Genomic DNA, 21363 nt, shown 5'->3' with positions numbered 1-21363 from the left:
ACCCTTTCTGATAGATAGGTTATACAGGAAAGCAGATGAACGCTGAGGAATATTTGAAAGATCGTGTTGAAGACCAAATTAATTGGTATGACAGGAAAAGTCAGAGTAATCAAAGATGGTTCAAGCGGCTCAGGGTAGGCGAGATTGTTTGCGCGGTAAGCATTCCTTTCTTGTCAGGCAATATACACGTATATCAGGACAATATTAGCGTTATTGTTGGCGGGCTTGGGCTCATTGTTGCATGCATCGCGGGCCTGCTCGGGTTATATCAATTCCAAGAGCACTGGATTGAATATAGGACCACCTGCGAATCATTAAAAAAAGAAAAGTACATGTTTCTAACGTGTTCCGACCCCTACGATTGTGAAGATGAGGAGCGCCTTCAAATGTTGGTTCATCGGGTTGAAGCATTGATATCAAAAGAGAACACCAATTGGACCCAGTACATGACTCAGGCAAAGGAGGAAAAGAGGAATGGCTAAGGAGCACATTTTCCTGATTTTCGACTAGAATTAAATTAAAAATACGGATCTTTCCGCCGTTTGGGAGCTCGGGTTAAGTTGGAGTTTGGTTTTGCCATTTGCCTTGGCCGGGGTTCTCGATATCACCCGAGCCCCTACTCCCCCCGGCTACTCATCCCGTTTTACTTCAAATGCCTATCAAAAAACCCCATAGTCCGCTCCCAGGCCAGCTCCGCGGCCTCCGGATTGTGCTCTAACGGTTCGAGGTTGTACGAGTCCGCGGTCTCGTTGGCGAAGGCGTGCTTGGCGTCGTAGCGGTGGAACTCGTAAATCACGCCCGCCGCCTCCAGCTTCTTTTCCAGGTCGTCCACGCCGGAGATGGGGAACATCTCGTCCCGGGTGCCCCAGTGGCCGAGCAGTGGGGCCTGGATGTAGTTGGCGTCGACGTATTCGAGCGGGGGGTAGCCGTACCAGACCACGGTGGCGTCGCTCTCGGGGACGTGGACCGCCGCCAGTAGCGCCAGCGCGCCGCCCATGCAGAAGCCGGTGACGCCCACCTTGGTGCTGCCAGTGGCTTTGAGGTGCTGGACGGCGCCGCGCACGTCCTGCCCGGCGGCATCACTGAAATCGAGCCCCTTCATGAGGTGCTCGGCCTCCTCCGCCTCCACGGTCTTATCGCCCCGGTAGAGGTCGGGAACCAGCGCCCGGTAGCCCGCGGCGGCCAGCTCCTCCGCCACTCCCTTGATCTGGTCGTTCACGCCCCACCATTCCTGGATCACCACGATGCCGGGAGGCCCTGCGGGATGCTCCGGCTCCACCAGGTAGCCCTGCGCGGTCTGGCCGTCGGGCCGCTCGAAATCGATCATCTTGCCCATGGGTGCCTCCAGGGAATGGTTGGAAGGGGACTGGGCTGGCCAAGCGCAAGGGCGCAAGCCCTGCTCCCCACGCTACGCCTTCTCCCGAGCATGATTCACGCAGGCGGGGAGAGTCAGGTCAGGTTGGCTGCCCAAGAAGATAGGGGAGGCCGCCGCAAGTTGGGCCCAACTGCGGGCATGCGTTACTGTATTAGTTTTGGCTAATTAATTCCGGCAGGGAGAGATAACCACCCATGAGCGCAGCGAATATGAAGATCCAGGACCCCTCGGTGACCGAGGTGGTGGAAGAGGCCGACGTTTACTCCGAGCTGCTGCCCCTGGACGGCGCCCGGGTCATCGAGCTGGGCTGCGGCGCGGCCGCCCACACCCGCGCCATCGCCGGCACCGGCCGCCCGGCCTCGGTCCTGGCCTGCGAGGTGGACGAGATCCAGCACGGCAAGAATCTGGAGGCCACGGACGTCCCGGACACGGTGACCTTCGCCCGCGCCGGGGCCGAGGCCATCCCGGCTGAGGACGACAGCGCCGACGTGGTGCTGATGTTCAAGTCCCTGCACCACGTGCCCGTGGAGTCCATGGATCAGGCCATGCAGGAGATCCGCCGGGTGCTGCGCCCGGGCGGGGTGGCCTACATCTCCGAGCCGGTCTACGCCGGCGACTTCAACGAGGTGCTGCGCCTGTTCCACGACGAGGGCGAGGTGCGGCGCAAGGCCTTCGAGGCCGTGCAGCGGGCCGTGGACGGTGGCGTGCTGGAGCTGGTCGAGCAGCGCTTCTTCAACACCCGCAACGACTTCGACGATTTCGCCGACTTCGAGGACAAGGTGCTCGGCGTCACCCACACCGAGCACAACCTGAGCCCGGAGCTCTACGAGCAGGTACGCGAGACCTTCGAGGGCTACATGGGCCCGGACGGCGCCAAATTTGAGATGCCCATCCGCGTGGACCTGCTGCGCAGCCCCGCATAGCCCGGGCCGCCCTCCCGCGTCCGCCCCCGCGTTGTCGCCGTGTCCGGTGTGTCCCGACGGCCTTGAGGGCCAGGCCCGCCTGCGTGTGTACAATCGGGGGAGGACCAGCCAACCCAGGAAAGGTGGCGCATGCGCCTGATCTCATTCCAGCGGGAGGGCAGCACCCGCATCGGCCTCGTGGAGCTGGAGGCGGGGCGGGTGGTGGACCTCCAGGCGGTGGAGCCGCGGCTGCCGCGGGACATGGCCGATTTCGTCGCCGGCGGCGAGGCCTCACTGAACGCGGCGCTGGAGGCCGCCGAGCAGGCGCCGGCGGAGGCTCGGCCGGCCCTGGAGGAGGTCAGCGTCCTGGCGCCCCTGCCGCAGCCAACGCGCAACGTCGTCTGCGTGGGCAAGAACTACGCCGCCCACGCCGGGGAGTTCTCCGGCACCGCGGGCTCGGCAAGCGGGGTGAGCGGCGACTTGCCCGAATACCCCATCTTCTTCACCAAGGCCCCCACCGCCGTCTCCGGCCCCGGCCAGCCCATCCCCGCCCACCTGGATCCCACCGAGTCCGTCGACTACGAGGGCGAGCTAGCGGTGGTCATCGGTCGCGGCGGCCGCGGCATCCCTGCCGCGGAGGCCTTCGACCACGTCTTCGGCTACACCATCGTCAACGACGTCACCTCGCGCACCCTGCAGAAGCGCCACACCCAGTGGTTCCTGGGCAAGAGCCTGGACGGCTTCTGCCCCATGGGCCCCCTGCTGGTGACCGCCGATGAGCTCTCCGAGCTGGACACGGTGGAGGTGACCACTCACGTCAACGGCGAGCGCCGCCAGGCGGGCCGTCTGGACGACCTGATCTTCGATATCCCCACGCTGATCGAGACGTTGTCCGCGGGCATGACCCTGCAGCCCGGGGACATCATCGCCACCGGCACCCCGGAGGGCGTGGGGGCGGGCTTCGACCCGCCGCGCTACCTGCGCTCCGGCGACCGGGTGGAGGTGCACGTGAGCGGCATCGGCACCCTGCGCAACCCCGTGGAGTAGGGCCCGTGGCCGCCGTGGCCCTGGAGAGGGTGGCGAAAACCTTCCCCGACGGCACCGCCGCGGTCCGCGACCTGTCCCTGGAGGTCGCGGACGGCGAGCTGGTGGTGCTGGTGGGGCCCTCCGGCTGCGGAAAGTCCACGGTCCTGCGCCTGATCGCGGGCCTGGAGGCGGCCACCGGCGGCACCGTGCGCATCGGCGACCGGCCGGTGAACGACACGGGCCCCGGGGAACGGGACGTGGCCATGGTGTTCCAGAACTACGCCCTGTATCCGCACATGACCGTGCGTGGCAACCTGGAATTTCCGCTGCGCATGCGGGGCCTGGGGCGGGCGGAGCGCCGCCGCCGCGCCGAGGAGGCCGCCCGGCTGCTGGGCATTACGGAGCTGCTGGAGCGCCGGCCGAAGGCCCTGTCCGGCGGCCAGCGCCAGCGGGCGGCCATGGGCCGCGCCCTGGTGCGGGAGCCCGCCGTGTTCCTCATGGACGAGCCGCTGTCCAACCTGGACGCCAAGCTGCGCGTGCGTATCCGCGCCGAGATCGCTGCCCTGCAGCGGCGTCTGGGCGCCACCACCATCTACGTCACCCACGACCAGGCGGAGGCCATGACCCTGGGCCACCGGGTGGCGGTGCTGCGCGACGGCGTCGTGCAGCAGATGGACGCCCCGGACCGGTTGTACGCGGCCCCGTCCAACGCCTTCGTGGCCGCCTTCCTGGGCAGCCCGGGCATGAACCTGCTGCGGACCCGGATCCACCCGGAAGCGGGGGGCTGGCGCGCGGAGCTGGGGGCGCAGGAGGTGACCCTTCCGGTGGAGGTGGTGCCGGCGGCGCTGGCCGGGGGCGGGCCCCAGGAGGTGCTCCTCGGCGTGCGTCCAGAGGGTTTCGTGGTGCCGGGGGGCGTGGAAGGCGGGGAACGGCTGCGCCTGCCCGTGCGCATGCGCGAATTTCTCGGGCATGAGATCCTGTTGTACCTGGAGCCGCCCGTGTCCACGGTGGATCCGGAGTCCCCCGACACCGCGCCCCCGCTGGTGGCCCGGCTGGAGAAGGGGGCGCCGCAGCCCGGGGAGGTGGCGGACCTGGCCCTGGACCCCGGCGCTCTGCATTTCTTCGCCCCGGACGGCGCCCGCCTGGACTGAGCGCCGGCGTCCGGGCTCCGGGACAGCGGGCCCCGCTTGTCCCCGCATCGCGAGATTGGTCCCTGCATGGAAGCACTGCACCGGATGCGTCCCTATCTGCCGCCCCTGCTGATCCTGCTGATCGGCGCGGGCCTGTTCTGGGTGCTGGTGGTGACCCGCCCTGAGCCCCCGGCCAAGGAGGAGGGGGAGCCCGCCTGGGTGGTGGACGTCCGGACGGTCTCCCCCGGGCCGCGCGCCCCCACCCTCTCCCTGTACGGACGCCTGGAGTCCCCACGCCATTCCACCCGCACCGCCGCGGTGGAGGGCGACGTGGAGGCGGTGCCCGTTCGCGAGGGGCGGGTGGTGGCGGAGGGGGACCTCCTGGTGCGGCTGGACAGCGGGGACATCGAGGACGACCTGGCGCAGCGGCGCGCCGACCTCACGGAGATCGAGGCCACCATCGAGGAGGCCAGGGCCCAGCACCGGGCCGACCAGGAGTCCCTGGAGCAGCAGCAAGCCCTGGTGGAACTGGCCGGCCGCGCGGTGGACCGCGCCGAGGAGCTGGCGGGGCGCGACATGGGCTCCCGGGCGGAGCTGGACACCGCGCGGGAGGCGCGGCGCCGGGCCCGGCTGGAGCTGATCCGTCAGCGGCTGCAGGTGGAGAGCTTCGACGCCCGCCTGGAGGGCCTGGAGGCCCAGCGCCAGCGCGCCGCGGCCCAGGTGGCCCAGGCCGAGCGGGATCTGGAGCGCACCCGGGTGGAGGCGCCCTTCCGGGGGCGCATCACCTCCGTGGAGGTGGCCCCCGGCGACCGGGTGCGGGCGGGGGACGAGCTGGTGGGCCTGTACGACACCGACGCCCTGGAAGTGCGGGCCACCATCCCCGCCACCCGGGTGGAGGCCGTGGTGCGGGCCCTGGAGGCGGAGCGCACGATCACCGCCACGGTGCGGGTGGACGGCCGCGAGCTGGAGGCGGAGCTGGACCGCCTGGGCGGGCGCAGCCCGCAGGATTCCGGCGGGGTGGAGGCCCTGTTCCGGATCCGGGAGGAGGCCCCGGCGGACCTCGCCCTGGACCGTTTCGCCGAGGTGACGGTGGAGATGCCGGAGCGGCCGGGCCTGGTGGCCGTGCCCTACTCGGCGCTGTACGACCACGACCGCATGTTCGTGGTGCGGGAGGGACGCATGGTGCGCCTGGAGGTGGAGCGGGCGGGCCAGCACGCGGTGGCCGACGGCCCCAGCCTGGCCCTGGTCCGCTCCCCGGAACTGCGCGACGGTGACCGGGTGGTGACCACCCAGCTGCCCCGGGCCCGGGACGGCCTGAAGGTGCGGGTCCGCGAGGACGGCGAGGCGGGGGCGGGGACGCCGTGACAAGGGAGGACGGCCAGGGCTTCATCGCCCGCTTCGCCCGCAACCGCGTGGCGGGCCACCTGCTCATGGCGCTCATGGTGCTCACCGGCGTCTACGCCCTGAGCCAGATTAACACCCAGTTCTTCCCCAACTTCGACCTGGGCCGCATCACGGTGACCGTGGTCTGGGAGGGCGCGGCGGCCTCCGACATGGAGGAGGCCGTCACCCGCCCCCTGGAGCAGGAGCTCCGCAACCTCGACCACCTGGACAAGATCACCTCCACCTCCACGGAGGGTAGCTCCACCATCACCCTGGAGTACCGCGAGGACGCGGACATGGGGGAGGCCCTGGAGGAGGCCAAGTCCCGCGTGGGGCAGGTGCGCAACCTCCCCGAGGAGGCCGAGGAGCCCGAGGTCCTCCGCGTCACCCCGTTCGACCCCGTGGCCACCGTGCTCCTCTACGCCGAGGACGGCCCCGATACCCCCCAGGGCCGCGCCGAGCTGCGCGAGCTGGCCCAGGACCTGCGCGACCAGCTCCTCGACCGCGGCATCGCCAAGGTGGACATCAACGGCCTGCCGGAGCAGAAGGTGGCCATCCAGGTGCCGCCGGCGAACCTGCACGCCATGGACCTCTCCCTGGAGGAGGTGGCGGAGCGGGTGGCGGCCCAGAGCGTGGACCTGCCCGCCGGGGAGATCGGCGACGCGGTGGCGGGCCGGCAGCTGCGCAGCGAGACCCAGCGGCGGCGGGCCGTGGCCTTCGAGGACATCGAGGTGCGCTCGGGGACGGAGAGCGGGCGGGTGCCCCTGGGCGACATGGCCGAGGTGGAGCTGCAGGACCAGGAGGGCGAGGTGCGCCTGACCCACCAGGGCCACCCGGCGGTGGAGCTGGAGCTCAAGCGCAGCCAGACCGGGGACACCCTGGAGTCGGCGCGCATTCTCAACCGCTGGGTGGAGGAGGTGGAGCCCAACCTCCCGCCGGGCGTGGGGATGGAGACCTACGACGAGGCCTGGAGCCTGCTCCAGGAGCGCATCATGCTCCTGGTGAAGAACGGCGTCGGCGGCCTGCTCCTGGTGCTCGCCACCCTGTTCCTGTTCCTGCGCGGCCGGGTGGCGGTTTGGGTGGCACTGGGCATCCCCGTGTCCTTCCTGGCGGCCCTGGCCATCCTCCACGGCCTGGGCGGCTCGGTGAACATGATCTCCCTGTTTGCCCTCATCATGACCCTGGGCATCATCGTCGACGACGCCATCGTGGTGGGGGAGGAGGCTCTCCACCGGTACCAGGGCACCGGGGAGGGGCCCATGGAGGCCCCCGTCAACGCCGCACGGCGCATGTGGCCGCCGGTGCTGTCGTCGAGCCTGACCACCGTGGCCGCCTTCCTGCCCCTGATGCTGGTGGGCGGGACCATCGGCATGATCCTGTTCGATATCCCCGTGGTGGTGGTGTGCGTTATCGCCGCCTCGCTGCTGGAGGCCTTCCTGGTGCTGCCCCGCCACCTGGGCGGCGGGCTGGAGGGCATGGACCGCGAGCGCGACGGCCACGGCTTCCGCAGCCGCTTCGAGGGGGCCTTCAACCGCTTCCGCGACGGCCCCTTCCGCCGCACCCTGGAGTGGGCGGTGGTGTCGCGGGGAACCACCATAGCGGGTGGGGTGGCCGTGCTGGTGGTGGCCGTGGGGCTGCTGGCCGGGGGGCGGCTGCCCTTCTCCTTCTTCCCCACCCCCGAGGGCAATGTGATCCAGGCCAACGCCAAGTTCGTGGCGGGAACGCCGCGGGCCGAGGTGGACGCCTTCCTGGAGCACCTGGAGGAGACCCTGGCGGCCACCAACGCGGCCGTGCGGGGGGATCCCCTTCGCGTGGCCGTGGCCCGGCACGGCACCACCAGCGGGGAGGAGGAGACGGGGGGCGGCCAGAGCGGGGACCAGTTCGCCTCCATGGTGGTGGAGCTGGTCAGCCCCGAGGCGCGCGCGGTGACGGCCAGCGGGTTCATCGCCCGCTGGCGGGAGCGCATCGAGCGGCCCCCCGGTATGGAATCCTTCACCCTGACGGCCCGCACCGGCGGGCCGCCGGGCCGGGACATCGATATCCGCCTCACGGGCGCCGGCCCCGAGCGCCTCAAGGCGGCGGCCCAGGATCTGGCGGGCGCTCTGCAGGGCTATCCCGGTGTCTCGGCGGTGGAGGACGACATGCCCCACGGCCGCGAGCAGCTCCTCTACCGGGTGACCAGCGAGGGCCGGGCCCTGGGGCTCACCGAGGAAACGGTGGGCGGCCAGCTGCGCTCCGCCTACGCCGGCCACCTGACCCAGATCTTCAACCGCGGCCAGGACGAGGTGGAGGTCCGGGTGGGCCTGCCGGACGCCGTGCAGGACGACACCGGGGCGCTGCGCTGGCTGCCCGTCCGGTTGCCCGAGGGCGGCATGGCGCCCCTGGATTCGGTGGTGGAGCTGGAGACGGAGCGGGGCTTCGAGGCCATCCGCCACGCCGAGGCCCGCCTGGCGGTGCATGTGCAGGGGGATGTGGACCGGGACGTGACCAACGCCAACCGGGTGCTGGCGTCCCTGGAGGAGGGGGTGCTGCCCGGCCTGGAACGGGAGTACGGGCTCGAATACGAGTTCGTGGGCCAGGCGGAGGACCAGGCGGATACCCTGGCGGACATGCAGCGGGGCCTGCTCATCGCCCTGGTGCTCATCTACCTGGTGCTGGCGGCGGTGTTCTCCTCCTACGCCTGGCCCCTGGTGGTCATGGCCGCCATCCCCTTCGGCCTGGTGGGGGCCTTGGTGGGGCACTGGCTCATGGGTCTGGACCTCACCGTGCTGTCCCTGTTCGGCCTGTTCGGCCTCTCCGGGATTGTGGTGAACAACTCCATCATCCTGGTGAGCTTCTTCCGCGACCTGGTGGAGCAGGGAATGCCCGTGCGCGAGGCCCTGGTGGATGCATCCTGCCGGCGCCTTCGGCCCATGGTGCTCACCAGCCTCACCACCATCGCGGGCTTGACCCCGCTGCTGTTCGAAACCAGCCTCCAGGCGCAGTTCCTGATCCCCATGGCCGCCTCCATCACCTTCGGCCTGGCCTTCGCAACCGTGCTGGTGCTGGTGCTGGTGCCGGCCATGCTCTCCATGCAGCAGGACCTGGCGGGGGCGCGCCGCGAAGAAGGTGAGGTATGAGGCGATGAAAAGGGGGAAAGGGGGGAAGCGGTCGGGGCGCCTACGCAGGGCGCTGGCGGCCGGGGCGCTGGCGGCGGTACTCGCCGGTGGCGGCCCCGTCCCGGCTGCGGCCGTGACCCCGGACGCGGTGACCGTGTACGGAGGCCGTTTCAGCGTCAATCCCTGGGAGGACTTCTTCCTCAGCCCCGGAAACATCGAGTACCTGGACGGCTGGCTGCTGGCGGTGGCGCCGAGCTGGAGCCTGGTGGACCGCGACCCGCGCTGGGCCCTGGAGACGGAGGTCCAGCTGGTGAAGCACTTCGGCGAGCAGGACCACGAGGAGATCAACGCCGCCCTGACCTTCCGCTGGCGGGGCGCCCACGGGGGCCCGGGATGGCGGGCCGGCGCCGCCTTCGGCATCGGCCCCTCCTGGGCCAGCCGGACCCCGCGCCTCGAGGAGGAGATCAACGGCGACGGCTCCGAGCGGGTGCTGGTGCACTGGTTCATCGAGGGGACGCTGCGGCCGGCCGGCTTTGGGCCCTGGACGCTCGTCGCCCGCCTCCACCACCGCTCCGGGGCCTACGGCTGGGTGGCGGACGAGGGCGGCTCCAACGTGCCCTCCCTGGGGCTGCGACGGCGGTTTTGACGGGGTTGGGCGTGTGACTTGACCCCGCGAGCCGGCGGACGTTGTTTGTCCGCCGCGCCCTGTAGGAGATTGCCAGGAAGGGGAACGGACATCCCGTCCCGGCCATCATCCGTCAGGGGGAGAGCACGCCGTTGAACGCCTTGGATCGCATGGCCCCCTCGCCGGGCGGGACGGAGCCCTGGGGCACCGGCCTGCTTCCCGCCGGCTGGCTCGCCGATGGCTGGGGCTGGGCGGCGCTGCTGGCGGGGGTGGCCCTGGGCGCGGTCCTCTGGGCCCTTCGCGAGCGGGGACGGGCGGCCGGGTCCCGCGACGACGCCGGGGGCGTGCTGTCCCTGGCCGACCGCATCCCGGGGGCCCTGGTGGGCGTCGACGCCGGAGGCCGTATACGCTCCTTCAACCCCGCCGCCGAGCGGCTCTTCGGCTACCGGGCCCAGCAGGTGGTGGGCGAGCCGCTGGCCCGGCTGCTCCCCGACTTCGCGGAGGCGGGGGACAACCCCCTTCGCGATGTCCTGTCCGCGCCGGGCCCGGACGAGGCCCACGCGGAGCCGGCCCGAGAGGTCACCGGCCGCCACGCCGACGGCCATCCGCTCCCCCTGGGCCTGACGGTGGGCCGCGCCCCCGGGGCAGACGGCCAAGCGATCCTCCTCCTTCACGACCGCTCCCTGCAGCGGGCCATGGAGGACGCCCTCCACCGCGAGAGCCGCTTCGCCAACGTGGTGATCAACAGCCTGCCGGGGATCTTCTACCTAGTGGACCAGGTGGGGTGCTTCCGGCGCTGGAACCGCAACCTGGAGCAGGTGAGCGGCTACAGCGAGGAGGAGCTGGAGGAGCTGCACCCCCTGGAGCTGTTCCGGGGCGAGGATCGCGACCACGTGGCCCGAGCAATCCGGGAGACCTTCGAGACGGGCTCCTCCAGCATGGAGGCGGATCTGGTCCTCAAGTCGGGGGCGCGCCGGCCCTACTTCTTCACCAGCTTCCGGGTGGAGCTGGACGGCGAGCGCTACCTGGCCGGCATGGGCTTGGACATCAGCCACCGCCGTCACCTGGAGGAGGAGCTCACCCGCCTGGCCACCACCGACCTGCTAACCGGCGTGGCCAACCGCATGCAGTTCGAGCAGGATCTGGCCCGCGAGGTGGGCAAGGCGGAGCGCTACGGCCGGCCCCTGGCCCTGATCATGCTCGACGTGGACCACTTCAAGCGCATCAACGACAGCCACGGCCACGAGAGCGGCGACCTGGTGCTGCAGGAGGTGGTTGCGGTGGCCGGCACCCGCCTGCGGGAGGTGGACGTCCTGGCCCGCTGGGGCGGCGAGGAGTTCATGGTCCTGGCCCCGGAGACCGACGGCCACGGGGCCTTCGAGCTCGCCGAGCGCATCCGCCAGGCCATCGAGGAGCACGCCTACCCCATCCCCGAGGGGACGGTCACCGGCAGCTTCGGGGTGGCGGCGTACCGTCCCGGCGAGGGGGAGGACGGCCTGCTGCGGCGGACGGACCAGGCGCTCTACCAGGCCAAGGAGCAGGGCCGCAATCAGGTGGCGCGGGCGGAGCGGGAGGAGGTCCCCTGAGCGGCCGCCGTCCTACCGCTTCTTGGGCCGGGAGCGCGGCCGGAAGTCGGCGGGCTTGTCGGCGATCCAGGCCGTGAAGCGCTGGATCTCGGGGTGGCGGAGCAGGGCCTCGGCGGTGTTGTAGTCCCGGGCCAGCTCCTGCTCGGAGAGCACGGCGTGGATGTGGCTGTGGCAGGGCCGGCAGACGGGGAGGACCCGGTGCCTGGGCTCCTCGGTGCCGTAGCGCCGGCGCACCCACTTGCGCCGGTGCAGGGCGCGGGGAATGAGATGATGCACGGTGAGGCGGGGCCCCGCGCGCCCGCACAGGGCGCAGGGCTCCGCCTCGCCGGGGCTCCCGGGCGCGCTTGGCTCCCCGATCAGCCGGACTCCACGGCGATGCGCCGGCGCTTGGCCCGCTCGGACTTGGGCAGGGTCACCCGTAGGACGCCGCGCCGGTATTTGGCCTTGGCCTTGTCCTCCTCCACCTCAGCGGGCAGGGGAATGACCCGCTCGAAGCGGCCGTAGGCGGTTTCCAGCACGTAGTGCCGGCTCTGCTTGTCCTCGCGCTCCACTCGCTTCTCGCCGGTGACCACCAGGTAGCGGTCCTCCACCTGCAGGTCGAAGTCCCCGGCCTCCATGCCGGGTGCCTCCAGCCGCACCTCCACCTCGTCCTCGGCCTCGCGGACGTCGGCGGCCAGCAGGCCCCACCGCGGGCTGCGCAGGGCGATGCGGTCCTCCGCCGTTTCCACCTCTCCGGTATCCTTGGAGGGCACGAACCGGGTCAGGGCCCCCGCGGCGTTCTCCCGCAGGTGGTTCCAGCCTTCCAGGACGGAGTCCCAGGCGCGGCCGAGGCCGCGGCGTACTTGGTCCAGTCCGTTCACGTTGCATCCTCCCTCGTGCCTCGCTCCTTTTCCCTGTTTCAAATGGGGGCGGAGGAGGGGAAAATCAACACAGTGTTGGATACCGACCGACAGGAGCGAACCGTGATCGTGGTGGCCAACCGCATCCCCGTGGCCGAGGGCTGGGAGGAGGCCTTCGAGGAGCGTTTCCGTAACCGGGCCGGGCAGGTGGAGCAGCAACCGGGCTTCGTGCGCATGGAGATCCTGCGCCCCGTGGAGTCCGGACCCTACGTGGTTAAGACCTATTGGGAATCCATGGCGGCCTTCCGGGCCTGGACGGAATCGGAGGACTTCCGCGCCGCCCACGCCGACCCGCCGCCGCGGGAGATGTTCGCCGGGGACAACCGGATGGAGATCCACGAGGTGGCCCTTTCTCAGGAGCCGAAGTAACCAGGCAACATCAAAGCGCCAAGAAGCCAAGACGGCGAACCGCCAAGGACGCCAAGCACCCCAAGAAAGAAACGGTACAAAACAAGAAACCTGAAGCATCCCCTGGTGGGGAAGGGCCGTCGTGGGAGCGGTCCGGGACCGCGACGCCGTTTCTTGGTTCGGCGGTCGCGGCTGATAGCCACTCCCACCGCCTCGCGGGTATCACCGGAAGGGGAGACCCTGTTTCTACCGGGTTCTTCTATGCGCTTTTCGCCGTTCCTTGGCGATCTTGGCGTCCTTGCCGGTTATTACTGCCGTTTTTCTTGGCTTCCTGGTGCCTTGGCGTTTTCTTCCGCTGCCGGTTGCCTGCGCTGCCGGTCTCGGCTAGGTTATGGCGCTTTTCCGGAGGCCGGAGCCCCATGGAGCACCTGCGCCGCTACGCCCCCATCGTCGACGACCTGGACGCCTTCCTGGCGGCGGCCGAGGAGCCGCTGCACCGGGTGGTGTGGGCCAACACCGTGCGCACCTCCGCGGCGGAGGTGGAGGACTGGCTTCCCGACCGCTGCCCGGAGGCGGAGCGCATCCCCTGGTTCGACGCCGCCTGGCGCATCCCCGCCGGCGCCTCGCGGCCCGGGAAGTGGCCCGAGTTCGCCCTGGGGCTCATCCACAGCCAGGAGGAGGTGAGCCTGTGGCCGGTGTGGGCGCTGGACGCCCGCCCGGGGGAGGAGGTGCTGGACATGTGCGCCGCCCCGGGCAGCAAGGCCGCCCGCACCGCGGTGGGCATGGGCGACCGGGGCCGGTTGGTGGCCAACGACCGCAAGTGGGGCCGCCTGCAGGGGGTCCACGATGTGGTGACCCGCCTGGGCCTCACCTGCGCGGCCTCCGCCAACGCCAACGGCGCCCACATCCCGGGCGAGGCCTGCTTCGACCGCGTGCTGGTGGACGCCCCGTGCTCCGGGGAGGGCACCAGCCGCAAGGCGGGCGGCGGCAACCGCGCCCGCATCGTCCAGGACGACTTCCACAAGCTGGCGGCCATCCAGAAGAGCCTGCTGCGGCGCGCCGTGGAGCTGGTGCGCCCGGGGGGCACCGTGGTCTACGCCACCTGCACCTACGCCCCGGAGGAGAACGAGGCGGTGCTGGACGGCATCTACCCCGAGAAGGCGGCCATCGAGCCCATCCAGGTCCCGGAGGGAGTGCACGTGGCCCCGGGCGTCACCGAGTGGGAGGGGCAGCGCTTCCGCCCCGACGTGGCCAACGCCATCCGCTTCTGGCCCCATCTGAACGACACGGGAGGCTTCTTTGTCGCGCGACTCCGCCGCCTTTGAGCCCTATCCGGACCCCGGGGAGATCTGGCGCTACCTGGAGGACCGCTTCGGCCTGGAGCGGGACCTGTTCGCCCGTCATCGCCTGTGGTGGCGGGCCGGCGACAAGCGGGAGAAGCCTGTGTGGATCGTCCACGAGGACTGCGCCCCGCCGGTGGAGGTGAAGGTGGACTGGGTGGGCCTGTGCCTCATGCGCCAGCCCCCACCGCGCGGCTTCCCCACCAGCGCCTTCCTGCGCCGCTTCGGCGCCCCGGCCACCCGCAACGTGGTGGACGTGGACTGGGATACCGGCCTGCGGCTCATGTACAACCACCAGATCGAGCACGCCCCCCTGGACGACAAGGGCGGCCCCTACATCGTCCGCTCGCCGCGGACCGTGCTCGGGCGCGGCTGGGTGCGCAAGGGCCGCCTGATCCTGGATACCCCGAAGGGCTGGCCCAACCAGCTCATGCCCCGCACGGAGCTGGCGGAGGTGGGTGAGGCCCCGTAGCTGCCCCGTAGGAGCGTCCTCCCGGCCTTTTCCCCCTATAACCGCTCCAGCACGAACACCCCCGGATACAGGTTGGAGGTCTCCACCACCTGCACGTGGCGGATGCGGAAGCCGCCAAGCTGGCGCAGCGCGTCATTGAAGGCCGGGCGCTGGTGCACCAGCACCACCAGCCGCCCGCCCGGCCGCAGCACGGCGCCGGCCTGGCGGAGCAGATCCAGGTAGAAGGGGAGGAACTGGATGCCCCGGCCGATGCGCATGCCGTAGGGCGGGTTGGTGACGATGGCGTCGAAGAACCCCGCGGGGTAGCGCTCGGCCAGGTGGCGGGCGTCGGCCTGCTCCAGGTGGGCCCGCTCCTCCAGCCCCAGGCGGGTCAGGTTCTCCCGGGCCCCGTCCACCGCGCGGGCGCTCCAGTCGCTGCCGTGCAGCTCCCAGCCGGGCAGCAGGTGCCCCGCCTCGATGAGCACGGTGCCCGAGCCGCAGAAGGGATCCAGCAGGCGCCCGTTCGCCTCTTCCAGGCGGGCCAGGCGCAGGCAGGCGTAGGCCACGTTGGCCCGCAACGCCACCCGGGGATTGCCCGCCCGCTCGTAGCGGTTGGACAGGGCCCGGCGGGTCAGCTGCATGGCCACCGCGCATTGCGACCCGTTCACATCCACCCGCACGTTGACGGCGAAGCCCTCCAGGTCCACCGGCGCGCCGAAGCGCTCCACCAGCACCGCCCCTGCCTCCCGCTGCAGGTCGTGGCTGGTGAAGGGGTGCGTGCCCGTCCGCTGGCTGGTGACCCGGAAGGGGGGCGCCTCTTCCAGCTCGGGCAGGGGCAGCGCGCGCAGTTGGGCCTCCAGGGCCTCCAGGGGCGCCTCCTCGGGGAGCTCGAAGGTGGCCACCGGGCGCAGGATGTGGTGGATGGAGCGCATGGCGCGGGCCGGCTCCAGGAGCCGTTCCAGCGGGGCCGGGTGGCGCACCCGCGCCCAGCCGGTGAACCCGGAGGGCAGGTGCTCCAGGGCGGCGGGATCCAGGCCGTGCTCCGCCAGGCGCTCGCCGAATTCGGCGCAGGCCAGCTCCTCCAGGCCGGGGTTGGTGGTGAAGGCCAGCTCGGTCAGGGGCGGCTTGGTAGGGGACACGGGTGGAATGGGCCTCCGGGCTGGAGCGGGTTGACGGGGAACGCTCCGCGAATGGGTGGTCGGTCGCGGTCATGGACCGCTCCCACAGCCCCCTTGCTGTCGGATTCGCGGCCCTAGGCGGGGTGGATGACCAGGTGGCGCAGCGGCTCGCTGCCCACGCTCTCGGCCACCAGATGGTACCGGACCGCCACCTCGTGCTGTACCTGGCGCACCTTGCCGGAATGGGGGGCCAGCTCGATGGGCTCGCCCTCGGTTAGGACCCGCCAGGCGGCGTCCTCGGCCTCGCGCACCGCGTCGCTGACCTCCTCGTCCTCCAGGCCGTGCAGGACGGTGAAGACCTTCTCCAGCAGGCGCCGGATCTGCGCGGTGGTGTTCTTCTTGACCACGTGCAGCGGTGCCCCGGTGGCGTCGAGCACCCGCTGCAGCCTGGGGTCCTCGGCCCGCGCGCGGCGGGCGATCACCAGGTTGGCCCGCTCCGGGCGGTCCACGGTGCGCGCGTCCAGACGCAGGTCGCGGATCACCCGCTCCACGTGGTCCCGGGACAGGGCGTAAGGGTAGATGCGCACGGGGCCGTCCGCGCCGAGCGGTCCCGGGGCGGGCTCCCGCGCCGGGGCCGCCGCGCGGGGCCCGGGGGGCTCCGGAGCCGCGGAGGCCTCCTTGCTTTCCGGGACCTCGGCGGATGGGCCGGGGGCGAACGGCGGGGCTTGCTCCTCCTCGGCCGGCTGGCCGTGGGGCGCCGCGGTACGGCGCTGGGGCCGGGGGTGCACGCCGCGCAGCAACTCGTCCACGGAGCGGGCGGTGTCGGGGTGGACGAGCATCTCGTGGCGGCTGGGCAGCTCCACCACGGACTCGAAGGTGGGCGGACCGCGGCGCTCGGTGACCGTCTTCTGGGTGCCGCGGAAGCGGGCCTCCTCGTCGCCCAGGGTGACCGTCTTCACCCCGCCCACCAGGTCGGCGAGGGTGGGGTTGGCCACCAGGTTCTCCAGGGTGTTGCCGTGGGCGGTGCCGATGAGCTGCACGCCGCGCTCGGCGATGGTACGGGCGGCGGTGGCCTCCTCGCGGGTGCCGATCTCGTCGATGACGATTACCTCCGGCATGTGGTTCTCCACCGCCTCGATCATCACCGCGTGCTGCTGGTCGGGGTGGGGAACCTGCATCCGCCGGGCCCGGCCGATGCCGGGGTGGGGGACGTCGCCGTCCCCGGCGATCTCGTTGGAGGTGTCAATGACCACCACCCGCTTGTTCAGGTCGTCGGCGAGGATGCGCGCCACCTCGCGCAGCATGGTGGTCTTGCCCACGCCGGGCCGGCCCAGCAGCAGCACCCCCTTGCCCGACTCCACTAGGTCGCGGATGGGCTCCACGGTGCCGTACACGGCGCGCCCGGCCCGCAGGGTCAGGCCGATGATGCGCCCCTGCCGGTTCCGGATGGCGGAGATGCGGTGCAGGGTGCCCTCGATGCCGGCACGGTTGTCGGCGCTGAACTCGCCCACGGAGGCCACCACCCGGTCGATGTGCTCCCGGGTCACCGCCCCGGAGGTCAGATCCACGGCGCGATCGGGGTAGCGGGCCTGGGCGGGCCGGCCCACGTCCAGTACCACCTCCACCAGGTCGGCATGGGGCAGGTCTTCCATGCGTTCCCGAAGGGGGTGGGGCAGGGTGGCGAGGAGGAGCTGCAGGTCGTCGGTATGAACGGGGGATTGATCGTTCACGGCCATCCTGGAAGCTGCGGGAAAGGAGGGTTTTCCTTATAGATCAGTGCGGAAGCCCGGGGTTCCCGGCGGGGAGGCCCCCGGGCCGGATCCCAGCCAGGGGGCGGCTATAGGGCCTTGAAAGCGTGCTCCTTTAGCCGGCAAACGGCCGGACGTGCAGCTTTCAGACAGCGCGGAGGGGCAGCGGCGCAATTGAGCCACGAGGCAAGAGAAGGTTGGGCATGGGCGCGTCCCGCACTTGGGCCCTCCCCGCCGGGGCGGAGTCCCGGAGGGGGCCCGGCTAGGAGCCCATCTCCTGGCGCAGCAGGAGCAGCATGATCACCATCAGGAAGGCCACCACCGCCCCGGAGAAGACCATCCAGGACCCCAGCGGCAGCCCGGCCCATCCCACCAGCTCGCTGGCGGCCCACAGGAGGCCGCCCAGCACCGCCCACCGGCGGATGTACAGCCCCATGTAGGGCCGCACCAGCGCGCGGTTGCGCTCCCGCCGGCGGTCCGCCTGGTGGCTGTCCCAGACCTCCAGCTCCTGGTCCTCGACCCGCTCGCCGTACTCATCCCGCTTGGGGCGGAACTCCTCGCCGCGGCGGTCCTTCACCGGCTCCAGACCGGGGTGGGCCGAAGGCAGGAAGTAGGCGCGGATGGTTCGCCACAGCATCACACCTTCCACCGGGATCGGATCCCGGAAGGCACCCTAGCTGGAAGCGTGGGGCGCGTCGACCACCGGCGGGCCGGCGGGCTTCCCGTCGCGCGGACGGAGCTTCTGGGCCGCCTCGGGCAGCCCCTCCTCGTAGTGCAGCGCCAGCGCTTCCCGCGCCCGCTCCCAGGCCCGCTCGAACTCCCCGGTGTCGTTGGCCGAGGTGATCTGGCCGGCCAGCGTGCGGGCCTCGAAGCGGTTCAGGCGCGGGTTGGCGCGCCGCAGCACCGCGCTCAGGGTGTGCGGGCTGGGGAAGGCGCCGCCGAAGGGCACCTCCTTGCGATCTACATAGCACTGGAGGGCCCCGCCGACGCAGTAGCCGCGCTCCGTGAGATGGAGACAGCGTGCCGGCATGGGGTGCGGATACATGGACCGGATGGCGCGGACGTCGTACATGCTGTGCCTCCTCAGGCAGCGATCTCGTTCTTTTCCATAGGATTACGCGCCCGGGAGGAGCACCCGGGACGCATCGCCTCTTTCCCATTTAGACCATGGAAGCCGGTTTTTCTCATCCCCTTAGGGGTTTGGAAATCTCCATGGGGAAAAATCCGTAGTTGCGGCCCGAAGACACGCGGGAGCCTGAAGAATGTATACTGGTCGCCCACTTCCCATCCGGGAAAAGGCCGGCCATGGGGCGCGAGATCAAGGGCGGCCGATTCGGCCAGCGGGATTTCGACCGGTTCGCCCGGCGCTTGGACGAGGAGACGGAGCGGCTCAGGGAGCTGTTCCGGACGGGCGGCCTTTCCCGGCGCGGGCCCATGGGGGGCTATGAGCTGGAGGCCTGGCTGGTGGACGGCGAGCAGGCCCCGGCTCCGATCAACGAGGCCTTCCTGGCGCGCGTGGGCCTGGAGGCGGCGAGCCCGGAGCTGGCCCGCTTCAACTTCGAGCTTGGGGCCGACCCCCGCCCCCTCACCGGGGACGCGCTGGGGCGCATGGAGGCGGAGCTGGCGGCCCACTGGGCCCGCTGCCGGGAAGTGGCCGCCGCGCTGGACACCGCCCCGGTGATGATCGGCATCCTGCCCACGGTGACCGACGCCATGCTCGGCGTGGCCAACATGTCGGGGCAGGAGCGCTACCGGGCCCTGAACGAGCAGGTCATGCGCCTGCGCCGGGGCCGCCCCCTGGTGCTGGACATCCAGGGGGCCGAGTTCCTGCACACCGAGCACCGCGACGTGATGCTCGAGGCGGCCACCACCTCCTTCCAGCTCCACCTGCAGCTGGATCCCGAGCGGGCCGCCCGCTACTACAACGCGGCCCTGGTGCTCGCGGGCCCGCTGGTGGGGGCCACCGCCAACGCGCCCTTCCTGTTCGGCAAGCGGCTGTGGCGGGAGACGCGCATTCCACTGTTCGAGCAGGCGGTGGCCGCGGGGGGCTTCGGCGGCGCCGCCTTCGGGCCGGTGAAGCGGGTCTCCTTCGGCAGCGGCTACGTGCGGCGCTCGCTGCTGGAGCTGTTCGAGGAGAACCGGGCCCACTTCCCGGTCATGCTGCCGGTGGACCTGGAGGAGCCCGCGGCGCACCTGGCGCACCTGCGCCTGCACAACGGCACCATCTGGCGTTGGGTGCGGCCGCTGCTCGGCTTCGATCCGGACGGCGCCCCGCATCTGCGCCTGGAGCACCGGGTGGTGGCCGCCGGGCCCAGCGTGCCCGACACCGTGGCCAACGCCGCCCTGTTCTACGGGCTCATCCGCCATCTGGCGGAGCGGCCCGCGCCGCCGGAGGACATCCTGGAGTTCGCCACGGCGCGGGAGAACTTCTATTCCGCCGCCAAGCACGGCCTGCGGGCCAACCTGACCTGGCTGGACGGCAAGCGGCGCCCCCTGGGCGAGCTGCTACGGGAGCACCTCCTGCCCCGGGCCCGGGAGGGCCTGGAGGAGCTGGGCTGCACCGGGGCGGACATCGACCGCTACCTGGGGATCTTGAGCGAGCGGGTGCGCCGGCGGCGCACCGGCGCCGCCTGGCAGATCGCCTATACCGAGGCCCACGGTCGGGACTTCCCGGCCCTGGTAGCCGCCTACCGCACCCACCAGGACAGCGGCGCGCCCGTCCACGAGTGGCCCGTCTAGCGGCCTGCTAACGGCCGCCGCGGGGACCAACCCAAACGAGGGAAGCAGTGGTGGACACGGAGGCAAGCCGGGCCACGAATCCGGCATCCCCCGAGCTCCGGGAGTACGAGGGGTTGCCCGCGGGGCTGCTGGACCGCGGGCCCCACGAGCTGGCGGAGGCCCTGGGCGGGCCCGCCCTCATCCACCTGCCGGGCCGGCGGGAGCCGGCGCTGTTCGTATCGGTGCTTCTGCACGGCAACGAGACCACCGGCTGGGAGGCGCTGCAGCGGGTGCTGCGGGACCTCGGCGGCGAACCGCTGCCCCGGGCGCTGAGCCTGTTCGTGGGCAACGTGGCGGCGGCCCGCCGCGGCCGGCGGCACCTGCCGGGCCAGCCGGACTACAACCGCGTCTGGCGGGGCGGGGGTACCCCCGAGCACGCCCTGGCGGCCCGGGTGCGGGAGCGCATGGCGGCGCGGGGGGTGTTCGCCAGCATCGACATCCACAACAACACGGGCCGCAATCCCCACTACGCCTGCATCAATCGCCTGGACCACCGCTTCCTCCACCTTGCCACCCTGTTCAGCCGCACCGTGGTCTACTTCACCCAGCCCGACAGCGTGCAGTCCAACGCCTTCGCCGACCTGGCGCCGGCCACCACGGTGGAGTGCGGCCGCCCCGGGCAGCCCGAGGGTGCGGCCCACGCCGCCGAGCTGGTGGAGGCCGCCCTGCACCTGCGGGATATCCCGGCGGACCGCGTGGCCCCGCACGACTACGACCTCTACCATACGGTGGCCACGGTCAACGTGCGCGAAGGGGTGGGCTTCGGCTTCGAGGGCGGCGAGCTGGTGCTCCGCGACGACCTGGACCGGCTCAACTTCCGGGACCTGCCGGCCAGCACGGGCCTGGCCGAGGTGCGCGGGAGCGGCGAACGGGCGGGGGACTACGTGGTCGCCCACGACGAACGGGGAGCGCGGGTGGAGGAGCGCTATTTCACCCTGGACCGGGGCGAGCTGCGCACCCGGCTGCCGGTGATGCCCTCCATGCTGAGCCACGATCCCGACATCATCCGGCAGGACTGCCTGTGCTACCTCATGGAGCGCCTGCCGCCCGTGGAGTGACGGATCGTTTCCGTCGAACTGGACCAAGGAGGCCAACATGGCGACGGCAACCTTCGGCGCAGGCTGTTTCTGGGGAGTGGAGACCGCCTTCCGTCGCGTGGAAGGGGTTACCGACGTAACGGTGGGCTACAGCGGCGGCACCACCGCGGAGCCTACCTACGAGCAGGTGTGCACGGGGCGCACGGGGCACGCCGAGGTGGTGCAGGTGGAATACGACCCGGGACGGGTCAGTTACGAGGACCTGCTGGAGGTGTTCTGGTCCGTCCACGACCCCACCCAGGTGAATCGGCAGGGCCCGGACGTGGGCACCCAGTACCGGAGCGTAATCTTCTACCACGACGCCGACCAGGAGGCCGCCGCCCGGGCCTCGCGGGAGCGCGCCCAGCAGCGTTTTCGGGGGGAGATCGCCACCGAGATCGTGCCCTTCGAAGCCTTCTACCCCGCCGAAGAGTACCACCAGCGCTACCTGGAGAAGCGGGGGATGGCCTGAGGGGAAGG

Annotated in this window: 21 protein-coding genes; 14 read left to right on the top strand and 7 right to left on the bottom strand. The window is 71.0% G+C overall.

What is annotated here, in order from left to right; translation table 11 throughout:
- The first annotated feature begins 35 nt into the window (after positions 1–35).
- Positions 36–482 (top strand): DUF4231 domain-containing protein, encoded by a 447-nt coding sequence (locus AN478_RS13655; RefSeq protein ID WP_074471241.1) that lies wholly within the window; start codon positions 36–38, stop codon positions 480–482.
- A 161-nt stretch (positions 483–643) separates the two neighbouring features.
- On the opposite strand, the gene AN478_RS11405 is transcribed toward AN478_RS13655, so the two are convergent.
- The gene (locus tag AN478_RS11405) at positions 644–1336 is read right to left on the bottom strand and encodes a dienelactone hydrolase family protein (protein ID WP_231627402.1); all 693 of its coding nucleotides are present in this window, start codon (positions 1334–1336) and stop codon (positions 644–646) included.
- Between the two features lie 233 nt (positions 1337–1569).
- On the opposite strand from AN478_RS11405, the gene AN478_RS11400 reads away from it, so the two are divergent.
- The 7 genes from AN478_RS11400 (at position 1570) to AN478_RS11370 (ending at position 11125) form a co-directional block, all read left to right on the top strand.
- Positions 1570–2298: a class I SAM-dependent methyltransferase gene (locus tag AN478_RS11400; RefSeq protein WP_054966724.1), complete on the top strand. Its 729-nt coding sequence runs from the start codon at positions 1570–1572 to the stop codon at positions 2296–2298.
- A gap of 129 nt (positions 2299–2427) precedes the next feature.
- Complete coding sequence (locus AN478_RS11395; protein ID WP_054966723.1) at positions 2428–3324, top strand: fumarylacetoacetate hydrolase family protein; 897 nt, start codon at positions 2428–2430, stop codon at positions 3322–3324.
- Positions 3325–3329: 5 nt separating this feature from the next.
- On the top strand, positions 3330–4454 hold the full coding sequence (locus AN478_RS11390) for an ABC transporter ATP-binding protein (RefSeq protein ID WP_054966722.1): 1125 nt from the start codon (positions 3330–3332) through the stop codon (positions 4452–4454).
- A gap of 66 nt (positions 4455–4520) precedes the next feature.
- Positions 4521–5798 (top strand): efflux RND transporter periplasmic adaptor subunit, encoded by a 1278-nt coding sequence (locus AN478_RS11385; RefSeq protein WP_074471242.1) that lies wholly within the window; start codon positions 4521–4523, stop codon positions 5796–5798.
- Positions 5795–8935 (top strand): efflux RND transporter permease subunit, encoded by a 3141-nt coding sequence (locus AN478_RS11380; RefSeq protein WP_054966720.1) that lies wholly within the window; start codon positions 5795–5797, stop codon positions 8933–8935. Before AN478_RS11385 ends, AN478_RS11380 begins: the two co-directional genes overlap by 4 nt.
- Before the next feature lie 4 nt (positions 8936–8939).
- The gene (locus AN478_RS11375; RefSeq protein WP_143004061.1) at positions 8940–9560 is read left to right on the top strand and encodes a hypothetical protein; all 621 of its coding nucleotides are present in this window, start codon (positions 8940–8942) and stop codon (positions 9558–9560) included.
- A 131-nt stretch (positions 9561–9691) separates the two neighbouring features.
- Positions 9692–11125: a sensor domain-containing diguanylate cyclase gene (locus tag AN478_RS11370; protein WP_054966718.1), complete on the top strand. Its 1434-nt coding sequence runs from the start codon at positions 9692–9694 to the stop codon at positions 11123–11125.
- Positions 11126–11137: 12 nt separating this feature from the next.
- Here the strand turns inward: AN478_RS11370 and AN478_RS11365 are convergent, their stop codons facing one another.
- Positions 11138–11482 (bottom strand): hypothetical protein, encoded by a 345-nt coding sequence (locus tag AN478_RS11365; RefSeq protein ID WP_143004062.1) that lies wholly within the window; start codon positions 11480–11482, stop codon positions 11138–11140.
- The gene (locus AN478_RS11360; RefSeq protein ID WP_054966716.1) at positions 11482–11985 is read right to left on the bottom strand and encodes an Hsp20/alpha crystallin family protein; all 504 of its coding nucleotides are present in this window, start codon (positions 11983–11985) and stop codon (positions 11482–11484) included. Before AN478_RS11360 ends, AN478_RS11365 begins: the two co-directional genes overlap by 1 nt.
- Positions 11986–12060: 75 nt before the next feature.
- Here AN478_RS11360 and AN478_RS11355 point away from each other — a divergent pair, with 75 nt between their 5' ends.
- From AN478_RS11355 to AN478_RS11345, 3 genes are all read left to right on the top strand, one after another.
- Entirely contained in the window at positions 12061–12393 is a 333-nt protein-coding gene (locus AN478_RS11355; protein ID WP_399354422.1) for an antibiotic biosynthesis monooxygenase family protein, read from the top strand.
- A 398-nt stretch (positions 12394–12791) separates the two neighbouring features.
- Positions 12792–13697: an RsmB/NOP family class I SAM-dependent RNA methyltransferase gene (locus tag AN478_RS11350; protein WP_054966714.1), complete on the top strand. Its 906-nt coding sequence runs from the start codon at positions 12792–12794 to the stop codon at positions 13695–13697.
- A complete protein-coding gene (locus AN478_RS11345; RefSeq protein WP_054966713.1) occupies positions 13672–14184 on the top strand; it encodes a hypothetical protein in 513 nt (170 codons plus the stop codon). Before AN478_RS11350 ends, AN478_RS11345 begins: the two co-directional genes overlap by 26 nt.
- 35 nt (positions 14185–14219) lie before the next feature.
- On the opposite strand, the gene AN478_RS11340 is transcribed toward AN478_RS11345, so the two are convergent.
- The 4 genes from AN478_RS11340 to AN478_RS11325 form a co-directional block, all read right to left on the bottom strand.
- Positions 14220–15302: a methyltransferase gene (locus tag AN478_RS11340; protein ID WP_054966712.1), complete on the bottom strand. Its 1083-nt coding sequence runs from the start codon at positions 15300–15302 to the stop codon at positions 14220–14222.
- Between the two features lie 113 nt (positions 15303–15415).
- Positions 15416–17017, bottom strand: a complete 1602-nt coding sequence (locus tag AN478_RS11335) for a R3H domain-containing nucleic acid-binding protein (RefSeq protein ID WP_054966711.1) — start codon at positions 17015–17017, stop codon at positions 15416–15418.
- A gap of 274 nt (positions 17018–17291) precedes the next feature.
- Complete coding sequence (locus AN478_RS11330; RefSeq protein WP_054966710.1) at positions 17292–17666, bottom strand: hypothetical protein; 375 nt, start codon at positions 17664–17666, stop codon at positions 17292–17294.
- Between the two features lie 36 nt (positions 17667–17702).
- Entirely contained in the window at positions 17703–18101 is a 399-nt protein-coding gene (locus AN478_RS11325; protein WP_054966709.1) for a hypothetical protein, read from the bottom strand.
- Between the two features lie 233 nt (positions 18102–18334).
- Here AN478_RS11325 and AN478_RS11320 point away from each other — a divergent pair, with 233 nt between their 5' ends.
- The 3 genes from AN478_RS11320 to msrA are packed head-to-tail and all read left to right on the top strand — an operon-like array spanning position 18335 to position 21355.
- The gene (locus AN478_RS11320) at positions 18335–19768 is read left to right on the top strand and encodes a hypothetical protein (RefSeq protein ID WP_054966708.1); all 1434 of its coding nucleotides are present in this window, start codon (positions 18335–18337) and stop codon (positions 19766–19768) included.
- Positions 19769–19818: 50 nt separating this feature from the next.
- On the top strand, positions 19819–20865 hold the full coding sequence (locus AN478_RS11315; protein WP_054966796.1) for a M14 family metallopeptidase: 1047 nt from the start codon (positions 19819–19821) through the stop codon (positions 20863–20865).
- A gap of 37 nt (positions 20866–20902) precedes the next feature.
- Positions 20903–21355, top strand: coding sequence for a peptide-methionine (S)-S-oxide reductase MsrA (gene msrA / locus AN478_RS11310; protein WP_054966707.1), 453 nt, complete (start codon positions 20903–20905; stop codon positions 21353–21355).
- Positions 21356–21363 lie beyond the last annotated feature (8 nt).

This window comes from Thiohalorhabdus denitrificans (assembly GCF_001399755.1).
In the GTDB taxonomy this organism is placed as follows: Bacteria; Pseudomonadota; Gammaproteobacteria; order Thiohalorhabdales; family Thiohalorhabdaceae; genus Thiohalorhabdus; species Thiohalorhabdus denitrificans.
The sequence above is the reverse complement of the archived record's forward strand: the minus strand, read 5'-3'. Positions and strand labels throughout refer to the sequence as shown.